General features: G+C 41.1%; 9 protein-coding genes. 6 read left to right on the top strand and 3 right to left on the bottom strand.

All coding sequences use genetic code 11. The features are described 5' to 3' along the window. Positions 1-173: 173 nt before the first annotated feature. From JWR61_RS22075 to JWR61_RS22060, 4 genes are all read left to right on the top strand, one after another. The gene (locus tag JWR61_RS22075) at positions 174-839 is read left to right on the top strand and encodes an FAD-binding oxidoreductase (RefSeq protein ID WP_301929871.1); all 666 of its coding nucleotides are present in this window, start codon (positions 174-176) and stop codon (positions 837-839) included. A gap of 520 nt (positions 840-1,359) precedes the next feature. Then, positions 1,360-2,127, top strand: coding sequence for a hypothetical protein (locus JWR61_RS22070; protein ID WP_301929870.1), 768 nt, complete (start codon positions 1,360-1,362; stop codon positions 2,125-2,127). A 955-nt stretch (positions 2,128-3,082) separates the two neighbouring features. Further along, positions 3,083-3,409, top strand: a complete 327-nt coding sequence (locus tag JWR61_RS22065; RefSeq protein ID WP_301929869.1) for a hypothetical protein — start codon at positions 3,083-3,085, stop codon at positions 3,407-3,409. A gap of 10 nt (positions 3,410-3,419) precedes the next feature. Then, positions 3,420-3,650 carry a hypothetical protein gene (locus JWR61_RS22060; RefSeq protein WP_301929868.1) on the top strand — a complete coding sequence of 77 codons (231 nt, stop codon included), beginning with the start codon at positions 3,420-3,422 and terminating at the stop codon, positions 3,648-3,650. A gap of 214 nt (positions 3,651-3,864) precedes the next feature. Here the strand turns inward: JWR61_RS22060 and JWR61_RS22055 are convergent, their stop codons facing one another. Both JWR61_RS22055 and JWR61_RS22050 read right to left on the bottom strand, forming a co-directional pair. Next, the gene (locus JWR61_RS22055) at positions 3,865-5,157 is read right to left on the bottom strand and encodes a hypothetical protein (RefSeq protein ID WP_301929867.1); all 1,293 of its coding nucleotides are present in this window, start codon (positions 5,155-5,157) and stop codon (positions 3,865-3,867) included. A gap of 13 nt (positions 5,158-5,170) precedes the next feature. Further along, a complete protein-coding gene (locus JWR61_RS22050; RefSeq protein ID WP_301929866.1) occupies positions 5,171-8,332 on the bottom strand; it encodes a TonB-dependent receptor in 3,162 nt (1,053 codons plus the stop codon). A gap of 1,207 nt (positions 8,333-9,539) precedes the next feature. On the opposite strand from JWR61_RS22050, the gene JWR61_RS22045 reads away from it, so the two are divergent. Next, on the top strand, positions 9,540-11,516 hold the full coding sequence (locus JWR61_RS22045; RefSeq protein ID WP_301929865.1) for a glycoside hydrolase family 97 protein: 1,977 nt from the start codon (positions 9,540-9,542) through the stop codon (positions 11,514-11,516). A 697-nt stretch (positions 11,517-12,213) separates the two neighbouring features. Here JWR61_RS22045 and JWR61_RS22040 read toward each other — a convergent pair. Beyond that, positions 12,214-12,987 (bottom strand): NUDIX domain-containing protein, encoded by a 774-nt coding sequence (locus JWR61_RS22040; protein WP_301929864.1) that lies wholly within the window; start codon positions 12,985-12,987, stop codon positions 12,214-12,216. Between the two features lie 243 nt (positions 12,988-13,230). Between JWR61_RS22040 and JWR61_RS22035 the strand changes: the two genes are divergently transcribed. Beyond that, positions 13,231-13,563, top strand: coding sequence for a hypothetical protein (locus JWR61_RS22035; protein WP_301929863.1), 333 nt, complete (start codon positions 13,231-13,233; stop codon positions 13,561-13,563). Positions 13,564-13,623: the final 60 nt, after the last annotated feature.

Raw genomic sequence — 13,623 nt, 5'->3', positions numbered from 1 at the left:
TGAATGGACAAAATGCGAATTCTTTATTAAATATCCAAGTAAAGTGGCAAGAATATCCCAAAAGAAAAACCTTACCTGCCATAAATAATCAAAACAAGAGCGCAATTGCTTCTACAAATCTTGACGGGGATAAACGAAACGATTAAATTTGAATGATCAAATCTGATTCAATCATGAAAAATATTGTAAAAATACTGGATGTTAAACAAGTAACACATGATGTAAAATATTTTAGAATAGAAAAACCTGTGGACTATCATTTTACGCCAGGGCAGGCAACGGATGTTGCTATCAATAAAGCAGGGATGGAGGAAGAGAAGAGACCATTTACTTTTACTGGCCTAACCGATGATGCCTGTTTGGAATTTACAATTAAGCGCTACCCGGATCATCATGGTGTTACAGACCAACTCCATCAACTTGTGCCAGGTGATGAACTTATTATTGAAGATCCATGGGGTGCTATCGAATACAAGGGGCCTGGCTATTTTATTGCCGGCGGCGCAGGCATTACACCCTTTATTGCAATACTACGGATGCTGCATAAAGACAATGAAATAGCAAACAATAAGTTATTTTTTTCTAACAAAACTTCAGCTGATATTATTTATGAAAAGGAGCTGTCAGCTATACTGAATAAAGAAGCAGTTTATATCTTGTCGCGGGAAAACAATACCGGATATCTATCCGGAAAAATTGACCGGGAATTTATTAAACAGCATGTGAGCGATTTTAGTAAACACTTTTATGTATGCGGACCAGATTCAATGGTGAAGGAAATTGTAGAAATCCTCCAAACCCTGGGAGCGAATGCAGATACCGTATTATTTGAAAAGTAGGTACAGTGAGATGTCATTTTTCGAGTCCTTCAAAGTGATACCCGTCAACATTTTTTTGTTCTTCTTCACCAACCGGTGTTGTAACTAAAGTCTGTCAATTGTATAAAATGCAGGCAATTGATACAATCAGGTCTAATAAAGTTTCAACGCGTATTTTCATAAACACTGCCCGGCAGCAATGTTGTATTGTAAATCAGCGCAAATGTGCAAAATAAAAATCCCCGCAAAACGGGCGGGGATTCGTATCAATCTTAATCTAAAAAAAATGATTTCAGCGAAGAGTTAGGGACATCAGTTAAGCTTGTAGATTGAATGCCGTAGAGTTTAACTTTTAGTTTTAACTCTGTTTTCGACCATTTGAAATGTGCGGTTAAAATGGTAAGGAAATTATGGAACATAACATATTCGTAATGTTTGGGTAACACAAAATTAACACGCGGTTGGTTTCTTTGCTGTCGTATGCACTTTGCGGCAGACTATTGGTTAGATCCGGCCGGTGGTGGCATCTACAAACTTACTTATGAATATGGCATTTTGTTTCCGGCGGTGCTCTGTTAGCGGATTGATTTTTTTTGCCTGCATGATGGTGAATTATGCCTGTAAAAAAGAAATACATCCGGCCATCAACTTCGACAACAGTTTTAATAAAGGAATTGCATTCCAGGAAGATTTTGAACCAATCGCAGCAGATTGGTTGTATTATAATACAGATACGGTTTCTTCTGCGATCGTAAAATTTATTGCGCTTGATTCATCAGCACTTTCCTACACGTGGACCATTGAAGCAACCACATATAATGCACAGGAAATCAGGCTGAATTTTCCCCGGAAGTATTTGCTTACCAACAAACAAATACCGGTAAAATTAGCTGTCCGGTACACGACCGTTTCCAAAGCCGATACCGTAAAAATCTTTTCAAAATTGTTAACCTTTGCCAACCCTTGCGCCAGCAAGTGCAATGGTGTTTTTAAGGGATCAACTGACGACAACAGCAATCCGGACAGTTTTCAAATCGGGACCTGTGCAAATGACTTGCTGCATCCGGCTACTGGTTTGTATCTCGAAAATTTTCAGCTGGGTTGCGGCCGTTTTTTTGATGAGCTTCCCGACAGTTATAATATCGGGTACAAACAAATTTTGTTTTCTGCAACAGGCGAATTTTTATGTAATTCCCCTTCAGGTATTATTGCAATCTACGGAGACAGCATTTGTATCAATTACCGCTCCTTCGATAATGGTAAGCTCGAAGCGCCGGTGGATCATGTATTCAAAGGAGTCAAAAAGTAACTTTTTATTTTAAGCGTCTGGAAATCATTCCTACTTCCTGCTACTGCGCAATTGTGATTTTGCTACGCTCAAAACAATTTGAAAATTTGGGATTACTTTTAGTTGCACTTCCAATTATCCCTCGGATCGAGATAATTTCTTTTCAATTTCATCCTATCCTTGCTCAATTTTAAAACCAAAATCGTCGCATAATGTTGCGTTGTTCTTAAATTGGTGCTGCCTGGCATTTTTGATACTGTTTCAATAGGAACGTCGTTATTCACGGATATGGTTTGTTGCAAAAGTGTGACGGGCAATTGGAACGTTAAGTTTTTATCAATACCACAAGTATCCGCTATTATGTGGGATAAAAAAAATGCCCACGGCATATTTTAAGCTCATTTTTAGCAGTAATATTAGACAATTATTTACAGATATGCATCACAAGGTATTTGTTTAAAAGCGCCAATACTCCATTCTATATATGAAGTCAATACTGACATCTCCGTATTTACCTGGTTTAAAGAGTTGTTTTACCTCTTAGGTAAAATATGAAATATTTTCTTGGCTAAGCGATTCGTTGTTGTTGATAATCTTCGAGTTTCGCAAGCTAACGGGGTGATTTAACTATTACTAAATGTCATGCTTTTTAATTCACTCCTTAATTTTTCTGGTATAGAAAAACCGCTACAAGGACTACTCAATAACACTACAGGCCGGTTCCGGTATGCGGAAAATTCATCCGTATTTTGGAAAAGCGGCCAAACGAAAATTGCGGAACCGTTGACTCAACTGAATTGTACAGACTGGTACAGTTCTGGCGGCGAAGAATTAGTATCAAACCTTACTCAATGAAAATTGTATTTCAACCCGGCCATACTGTCTTTCCCTTTGTATTTTTTGCAACAGGTAATTTAACCACACCGAACAGCATACAGCTGCTCAGCCTGACATCCATAACCACTCAGTTCCGTTTATGAAAATCAATGATAAAGCAAAAGTGCACCGGTATAACAACGCAGTAAAAAGAAAACTTAGAAACAACCACATTACCCTCTGCGCTGGTGACGATGGGAGTTATCACCTGGAAATCATTCATTATGATGCCAAATACGCAGGAGAACCAGTGATTCTGCATACGGTACAAAGAAATGTTTTGCGCATAAGCCTGTTAAGAATGAGCCGGGACACCCTTGAAGCCTTTGTTCTGAATGCAGTTGAATTACTGAATATACTGGAGATCACAAAACCCGCCGTCCTCAGGAAAATACGCCAGGAGGCCGACAATACTTTTACAATCTAAATCTTACCATATGCAATTCTTACTTTACAAATTTCAGTGGACAGAATGGGACAGAATTTCTATCACTGATCAGGGAACCGGTTTTTATTTCGCCAAGCATCCCTGCGATATCAGCGAAATCGAACAAATGGTTACCCATTTAATCAACAAACCGGCAACTGCCGACATCACCCTGGATGAAATCGAAGTTATTACTTCAACCGAATATGAAAGGACGACAGGTGAGCCATTTCACCTGTGAGAAGCGCAATGCTCCGGCTTTCGGCCGCCAAGAGATATTGTTTCATAACTTTAATCAGCGTATTCCAGCCGGTAAACCGCTCCACCGGCTACAGTAGCTGTTTTTACTAAACGATCTTGCGAATGGCGGAAAATATTAGAAAAGACAATCTTGGAAATTAGCCATGCGCACGATTTAGACTTACTGAATATAATTAGCAGCAAAGTTTACTGTTTTATAAATTTTTTGCCCCCTTACTTGCATATGGTCCAAATACTTTTTTCACATGCAGCTCTTGCTGGTTATCATCGAGGATAATGATGTAATACTCTTTTCCGCCTGGTATCACACGTACAACAATATGCCCCTGCATACTTTGGTACGACTGATCTACCTGCGGCCCAATCACGTCTTTATTCGCTTGCATCATATTGGTCGCAAACAAATCTCTTTTAGCAGGGTAGAGGAGGGGGGAAGTGACGCGGATCAATGTTTCGTGTCCCGGATGATCGGCCGTCCAAACCTGTTCAATCCACACGTTGGGTTTAAAGGTCTGTACCTGAAAGGCATTTACCGCATCGCGGTTGCCATGGTGATCCATGGTGGCTCCATCCACTTCCCCAACGGCTTTTGCAACCGGTGTTTCTACATCCCGCCATTGAGCATCACCCAAAAATATATTGCCGGGGCAATCACCGCCGGTATAATAACTAAAAGGGCCGTAATGAATCACCAGCACATTGCTCAACGCATTTTCATCCGGCCAGGTTTTATTGTCGGCCGTATCAATCGGTGGAAAATGAGGAACGGTCCCGCTGTCTTTTCCCGTCCATATATCGCCGTTTGATTTAACGTTCTGCAAATAGAAAGAAGGATAGTTTTTTGCCTGGTGGCGAAGTGTAAACTGTGTACGGCTGCCCGCTTTTAGAAATTCTGCACGCAATCCTTTGGCTTTGCGGCTTTGTATAAATGCCTGGTAATTCTCCCATGTTTTTGCATAGGATGAACCCGCCATTTTCTGGAGTACAGAAGCTACCGGTACCGGATAATTGTAATCTCTTGTTACTAAAAAGCTGATGGGTACCAACGTACCAACGCCTGTGATGCCTGTGAGTGCATACTTTCCATCGGGCGATGCAGGAGCGCCTGTATACCAGCTGCCGAAATGATCATCATGAAAATGGGAGATAACGGCATAATCAATCACCGCCTTTTCTTTTAACGGCGAGACTTGCTGTATGTACTGTGCAATCCATTCATAAGGATGTTTTGAACTGTCCGGTTTTATCGGTGTATTTCGGCGAGACAGTGTTCTCGGGTTAGTTGGGTCTAACTCTCCGGCATCAAATAGCATTGTAGTGCCATCCGGAAAAATATAAAAGGCCGCATTGCCTCTGCCGGTATTGATATGGTGCAGGTCGAGGTATCCTTCCTTCCAGGGCGGTAATGGCATGCCCGGCACAATTGTTTGTGCCGGGCAGTTCCATGCCATCAATAAAATGAAAATAATCAATAATCCATTTTTCATTTATAACTTTTTATCAGAAAGAATAACGGGCGCCCAATTGAACTGAATAATAGGTAGCCGTTTTTACCTTGGTGCCTGCATTGGTATTCACACTGTATTTATACGAATTGGTTTCTGCATCAAAGCCGGTAACATTATACAGGTTCGTATTGATGATTTGGCTATAACCGCCCCATTTGTAATTGATCAGGTTGAGCACATTGAAAAAGTCTGCTCTCAATGTAATTTTATGTGTCTTTACCAGTTTGATATCATAGGCTACACTCAAATTCCATTGTGTGCGCCAGGGCATTAAACCACCGTTATATGGTGCAAACTTACCCATATTTTTCAGCAGGAATTTTTTATACTCGGAGCTGGTTTTAGCCAGCAGGTTATTCATGCCGGTAGCAATATTCGCAGGCGTGGAAGCACTGTTGGGATCATAAATAAAAGCAAGGTTGGTACCATCATTACCTTCGCCGATCACATCTTTATTTACATAGGCAGAATACCTTGCATTCTGGTAAGCCTGGAAAGAAGAGCTGATGCTGAAACCATGAATGGTAGGGCTCAGGAACAGCGCAACAATTTTATTCGCCTGGTCACCATCGCTATACCAGTTTTTACCATAGTCCGCATAACCGGAATAAGAAGAGGCTACACTGAAATTGGAATTGCGTGGGTCGCCGTTATCATAAGGCGGCGTGCCGGTAGCTTTACCCCTGGCATACGATACACTAACGTATCCGTCTTTACGTAACTGCGCAGCCACTTCCACCACAGCCCCTAAATATTGTGAAGCCCATTTGGTGTTGGTGAAATAGCGAACCTGGTTAAAGTTGGATGATATCCTGGACTTAGCCAGTACCGGCAGGTAACTGGTGGAACTTGATCCGGTAAGAGAAGCAGCAGGTACATACACTTCCCTGCCTTCATTGGTTACAAACTGTGGCGTTTTGCGCAGGTTCAAATCGTACAAATAGAAGTTATCCCAGGTACGGTCGTAATACACGTTGGCACCAGCCCTTAACCAGTTATTGAAAAAGTGATAATAACTAAGACTGGTTTTGAACGTGAGCGGGTTCTTTAAATTTTTATCCAGCACCAATACCGTAGCGGGCTGCTTGGTGGGTAAAGAATTATAATAATCTACACCGGGTACTTTACTGAAATCCTGCTGGTAAGCTGTCCAGTCGGGCACCGGTACGTTTTGGCGGATATCCACCTGGCGAAAATCCACGCCGTTGTCAATGTGAGAAAAAGTGATGGGTTGCGTGGTTAATTCAGAAGCAAACAAACCGCTACCAAATTTCACCAAGTCTTTTCCGTTGCCATGTACATCCCAGATCAGGTTCACCCGGGGTTGTACATTCTTTGCATCAAAAGGTACCACATCGCTTCTTACGCCCAGGTCTTTATACAGTTGCTCATTGTAGGTTGGTTTGCTGCCGATGATATTAGCATCCCATCTTAAGCCTACCGTTAAATTCAGGTTGGGCTTTAAGTTAGTTTCCATTTGTGCAAACAAACCCAGTTCAATAATGGGTACGCTTATTTTTGGGTTGATGCCATCCAGCGGAATCTTCCTGTTAAAACGATAGGGATTGTTGTTAGCCATATCCTGGATGCTGGCATAATAAAACTGCCCCTGCTGGTCATGTGATAAGCGGTCTGTTACATGGTTGATATTGTTATCTGTACCAAAAACAAAATTGAGGTTGCCGGTTTTATAGCGCAGGTTATCCACCAGCTGTATCACATCCGAAGCATCCCTTTCCGGTACCCAGTTCTGTACGCCGAAAGCCACAGTAGTATTGCCTGTGCTGCCATCGGCGAAAGTAGAATTCACATTCACAAATCCTTCCGGCACGTGGTTATTGACGAACTTTAAAAACTTGCGGTAAGTGCTGAAATTTACTTTCAGGTCGTTCACCAAATTGCTGCTTAACTCTGTACGCAAACCCAGCATCACGGCATTGTCTATTTCCACGCCGGTGTATTGTGTGGTCAACAATCCAGATCCTTTTAATTTATTGGGATCTACAAAATGCAGGTAATTGTATTTTAAAGTGAACAGGTTTTTCTTATTGATGTTCCAGTCAAATTTGGCGAAGGCATTTTTTGTTTCCTGTACAATGTTAATGGTACCGTATTGCTGGCTTGCAGGGAAACCGAACTGGTTTTGCATGATGCCGACAATCTGGTCCAGGTTGGCTTTGGTGATGTTAAGGTTCTTTTCTGCCTGTGCCTGTGTGGCGCCGGCGAAAGTAAAATCGTATGCCCTGAATGGAATGGTGTTTTGGTACTGGTCATACGAAATAAGGAAGTGTATTTTGTCTTTAATGATTGGTCCGCTCAGTAAAGCACCTCCTTGCTTTATCTGGTATTTGCTGGTAAGATGATTGCCGTTTACATCTTTGGTAGCCGCCAGCGAGTTGGCGCCATAATAGCCCCAGGCCGCACCGGATAAGGTGTTGGTACCCGATTTGGTAATGGCTTTTACCACACCACCCGAGCCACGCCCATTGGTAACATCGTACGAGTTGGTGGATACTTCAAACTCCCGGATGGTTTCGGAAGAGATTGAAAATGCCGCATCCGTAGTACCGCCAAATGTTGCCCGGCGATTGCTTACACCATCCAGCATATACCCGGTGCCGCCTGCTTTGGCACCTGCAAGGGAAGCGCCGCTTGCCAGTGGTGATAGCACCATCAGGTCGGTGTAGTTACGGGAAGCCAGAGGTATTTTTTGAATGGCCCTTCCGGTGATAGCTGTACCAGTTCCCAACCTGTCCACACTGTTGGTGAAACTGTTGGAGCGTACCGTTACCTGCGAAAGGGTAGCAGCGTTTTTGCTCAATACTATTTTATTCAGCATGAGGCGGTCACCCAGGTTCAGGGCGTTGTCTTTTAAAATGGTGGGTTGTGCGCCTGCCGCAGATACCTCTATATTGTAATTACCTACCGGCAAATCACGCAGGGTAAAATATCCCTTTTTATTGGTAGAAGTAGCGGTGGTAAAACCGGTAGCTGCATTACTTACAGTAACCGTGGCGCTTTCAAATGGCTGGTTGTCGTCGGTATATACAAAGCCGCTGATTCCGGAGCCGCTGGACTGGGCAAATGCACTACATACCAGCAGTAAAAAACATAGCCCGAGAATTAATTTTTTGTTCAGAAAAACTTGCAACATAGCATTTCAATTTTAGTGGGGCAAAACTATTTTAAAAGAAAGGGAATGTTCCGCCGTCTGTACATTAGTAACGTTTAGATGAAGTTTTCTTAACACAAATTTCATACAAAAAAAACGTGGCTGGCATGCCTTATAAGTTATGACCTATTTCGAAACATACCGGACAGTTAGGAGGATACGGTGAAGGAAAAGGGGCCGGCGTTTTGGCTATTCTTTTTGAACGAATGCTGCCCAACCCGAATTACAAATATCATCCTGCTTATACTTTAAACCGGTAAAAGAGGCTACTTGCTTTCCGGCAGGCTATCGTCGTTAGCCACTTTGCAGATGCAGCTTACCTGAAATAATTTTAAATTTAAAGTAGGTTCACTACCGCCCTGACGTTATATAGAACTTTTTTTGAAAGCCTTGATAGATAAGTGTTTTAATTGATTTGGGTGCTCAAACGATTTGAGCGAAAAGCTTTATTTTTCAAGCCTTCCAATCAGTCATACTTTGCGACATGAATAATGGAAGATATTTGTTTGTCCAGGTCATTTGCCTTTATGTCTGTAAATGATTTCATTCGATGCGTAAAGAAGTTTAATGCGAATTACAAAGTGCTTCATTTTACTTGTTAGCACCAACTGGTGCGTATGCTTTTTGGTCAATTGGCAAATCGGGATAGCCTAAGTGTATGGTGATAGTTGATGAACTTCAAATTCCGCCGCGCCAGCTCGCTGTCTGTTTTGCTAAGTGGCGGTTAGGCTTGATTAATTGCATACCACTGATTGTGCCTTTTCTCACAGCATTCATATTGTATTTGCTGCCTCGCACCCAAAGCTTTAAGCAACGTCATGCAACCTCAGGATCTCAAACCAACATGTCGGATATGGAAATTGGTAGACAACTATATCAAAAAACCGTGATCGGTGATGATGTAAGTGCACGGTTAAACCAGGATTGTTGAATATAGGCCAGTAACAAAATTCCCCAATTTTGAGTGTAAACAGAATCAAACAAGATTTTTAATTTGGAGTCAATTCCGTAAAAATCAATCACACCTGAAATGCAAGTAAACTGAAACTGTACGGATTGAATCAAGGTTGCAGGATAACAGCTAAGCTGTCAGTAGATGGTATTAACTATCTAACTGTTGATTTCATAGAAACATATAGCGGCTTCAGAATTTGATTTAATATTGCTGTACATCTGCATCAGTAATCAAATGAAAAAATACTTGCTCCTTCCTGTTTTACTTGGTTGTGTTAATACGCTGTTTGCTCAAAAGAAGGTGAGCATTGAATCGCCTGATAACAAAATACAGTTTACCTTTTCCGCTGTATCGGGGCGACCGGAATACGCTATCCAATATCAAAAAACAATTTTAATAAACCATAGTAGCATCGGCCTTACTTTTATTGATAACGATTTTTTTGGTTACAATATTAAAACAGGGCATGTGCTCATTACAGGCGGCACGGACGATTATGTTTTACCGGAAGGTAAAACAAGTAAAGTTTACGATCATTATTCAGAAGCTTTGATTCCCATGCTGGAACGTGCCGGTAAAATGCGGACTGTGAATTTGAGGGTGAGGGTATTCAATGATGGTGTGGGCTTCAGGTATGAGTTTCCGCAACAAAAAAACTGGAACAATTATATGCTTACAGACGAGCATACAAGTTTCAGGCTGTCAGGAAATCCAACATCGAGGGTAGCTTTCCTGGAAAATTTTACTACCAGTCATGAGCATCGTTACAATTTGATGCCGCTGAATGCCATTGCAAACGATACACTTATGGATATGCCGGCACTCTTTGAATTTCCGGGCAATATATTTATGGGTATTACAGAAGCCAACCTGGTGGATTATGCAGGCATGTCACTGATAAAGCGCAACGGTATATTGTTTTCTCAGTTGAGTCCTTTGCCCGGGCAAAAAGTTATTAAAGTAAAAGCGATACTTCCACACCATACGCCCTGGCGTGTAATGATGATTAGTGACCGGGTGGGAGCGTTGATTGAATCTAATATTCTTACTAATCTTAGTGAGCCATGTAAAATACAAGACCTTGGCTGGCTGCATCCCGGCAAAGCAAGTTTTCATTGGTGGAATGGTGATGTACTGCCCGACACCAGTTTTGAAGCCGGCGTAAATTTTAATTTTAATAAATATTACATTGATTTTTGTGCAAGGAACCATATTGAATTTCATACCATTATTGGTAACAGAGGGGTTGCCTGGTATCAGAATGATGGGATAGAATATCAGCCAGGCCCCAATACAGATGTCACAAAACCCAGGCCGGGCCTGGACATACAGGCTCTCTGTGATTATGCCAAAACAAAAGGAGTAGGCATCCGCTTCTGGGTGCACTGGCAGGCTTTGTATCCTAAGCTGGATACTGCCTTTGCCCTGTTTCAAAAGTGGGGTATTACAGGAATGATGGTAGATTTTCTGGACAGGGATGATCAGGAAATGGTGAACATACAGGAGGAAATACTTCAGAAAGCCGCTGCTCATCATTTGGAGATACAGTTTCATGGTGCGTTTAAACCCACCGGCCTCAGCCGCACTTATCCAAACGAATCTACCCGGGAAGGAACACTGAATTATGAGAATGATAAATGGGGCAATCTGATAACTCCTGATGATGATATTGAGATACCATTTACCCGTTTGCTTGCCGGGCCAACAGATTATCATCTTGGTGGTTTCAGGGCCATGCCGTCAACAAATTTTAAAACACAAGTAACCAGACCGCATGTACTAGGTACCCGCTGCCACATGCTGGCCATGTACGTAATTTTAGAAAATCACCTATCGATGGTTTGCGACTATCCGGAAGCCTATGAAGGTGCGGATGGGTTTGACTTTATCCGTGATGTGCCCACCGTGTGGGACAGTACCGTTGTACCAGGCGCTGCAACAGGACAGTGGGTTGCCATTGCAAGAAGAAAGGGGACTGACTGGTATATTGGCACAATTACAAACAGCACTTCAAGAACAATTACTATCCCATTGAACTTTCTTGCTGCTGGGAAATATAACGCCACCATATATAAAGATGGACCCAATGCAGTTAATAACCCTAATTTTTTAATTATAGAAAATAAGTTTGTTACTGCATCAGATAAACTGGAGTTTAATCTGCCCTCAGGTGGTGGCGCAGTTATTAAATTGAATATCAACAATAAGTAAAAATTACAAAGGGATTCGATCTGGTTACAAAAATGAAATTCTATTCTATAAAAAAATTACAACGATATTCGTTGACTGCTGGTAGACAGGTGATGATGCTACTTTCTTCAATAATCTTCCAGTCGGATGTTAATCGCTTTAGCCGTTGGTGTAATTTTTTTAGATAAAAGAATCTATCCTTCCCGTCTATATTTAATATCCTTTGTAATTTGTAGCACTTAAAAGTTCTTTAAAAAATGATCGTGGACTAAACTTTGACCACCGATATTGTGAGTGTATAATTTATTGATGTAAAATAGCTTAAAGTATTTGGGTTCGTCTTGTCGTCCCCAAAATAAGGTTTTGATTATCATATACTTATATTTTTAGGACATATTTCGAACAGATTATACAGATTATTGAGTTGCTTTATGTTTTTATTCTCGATTGTCCATACTTATCGGTAAGTTTAAATCAAGCCAGCAGGCATGCTTTAAATGATTTTTTAAAACCTGGGTGATGGTGTGCTTTCGGCTGTTAGATGATATCTAACAGCTGCTATCCGCCTCATACCTATCTAATATCTTTTAAAGAAGCGATTGCTCATAGAATTTGAAATTGGTTTGGTCCTTTTTTTATTCAATATTAGTACAGCCTATCATCGATAAATCGGCATTGTCAGCCATATCTGGAATACTTTATTCAAATAAAAAGAAATTCAAAATGCCAATACAACACCACTTTTCAAACCTTCATCATATTTTTCTTTATTGAATTGATAGAGAAATGGGGCACGGTGAGCTCCGATCTGTCTTTTCTCATCCAATTTAACAAGAATGCCAGCTGCAATCAACCTTTTAGAAAAATTTCTGTCATCCAGCGATCTGCCAAGAATGGTTTCGTAAAGATTATGTATTTCCGGCAAGGTGAATTTTTCAGGAAGCAATTCATATCCAATCGGGTAATGAGCGATGTGCAGGCGCAACGCTTTCAGTGCTTCAGCAACAATCATTTTGTGATCAAACATCATCTTGGGCAAATCGTTCACCGGCCACCACCTGCAGTCAGTTTCTATTTCACCTTTTTTTACTTCTACCTTTGAGAACTCTGTCAGGGTGTAAAACCCGACCGATACAAAATAGTCAAATATCCATAAATCTGCCGGCACCTTAATTCCAGTCAGTTCGCTTAAATGCTTAGCATTAAACCCTGCATCCGTATTTCTTGCCGGCGTACCAAAAGACCGGAATTGCTCAAAAAATAATTTTTTCAATCCTGTCCTTTCAAACGCCACTCTTTTTGCCGCTTCCTGTATGGTTTCTGTTTTTTTTATGTAGCCACCGGTAATCGTCCATTTATCTAAAACAAATGGCTGTTGCAACAGCACCTTCAACTCCCTGCCACTGTAGCCAAAAATTACATTGTCCACCGCCACATTGTGCAGCCATTCATCCGAATTAAAAATGGCTTCCTGTCTTTTTAAATTTTTCATACCTGATTTTTAAGCACCCAAAGCTACAAAAAATATCATTCTGTAAAAAATACGGAATAAAATTTGGTTGTGTAAAACTTTCAGTATACTTTTATTCCGTAAAAATTACGGATTGATTATTTCTATTGCAAATCAGTCCGTAAATCACATTTGAATTCAATCAAATTTTTAATCAAACAACAAAAAAATTACAATGAAAAAAATCAGTGATTTATCGCAGCAGCTTTTTTCTCTTTATTATCAATGGGTGCAAACGCCCAGGCAAAAACAGGAGCGGATTATTTTACCGGTACGTGGAGTGTGCTGATTAAAGGCACACCGGGCGGTGATGCTAAAATGACATTTGTGCTTGAAAAGAAAGATGCAACAATGACCGGTGTTGTTAAAGATTCTACGGGAGCGGAAACAGCTAAAATTTCCAGTGCGGAATTGAAAGAGAATCAACTAACTGTTTATTTTACTACCCAGGGGTATGACGTGAATCTGGTGATGGACAAAAAAGATGAAGACCATGTAACCGGAAGTTTGATGGGTATGTTTGATGCAGAAGGTGACCGGATAAAAAATGCTAAATAACTGAATGGGTGGCAATCTTGCCACCGTCACTCTTAAACTATTCCCTGATTAGCATTATTA

The sequence above is a fragment of the Ferruginibacter sp. genome (assembly GCF_028288465.1).
Classification (GTDB): Bacteria; Bacteroidota; Bacteroidia; order Chitinophagales; family Chitinophagaceae; genus Ferruginibacter.
The sequence above is the reverse complement of the archived record's forward strand: the minus strand, read 5'-3'. Positions and strand labels throughout refer to the sequence as shown.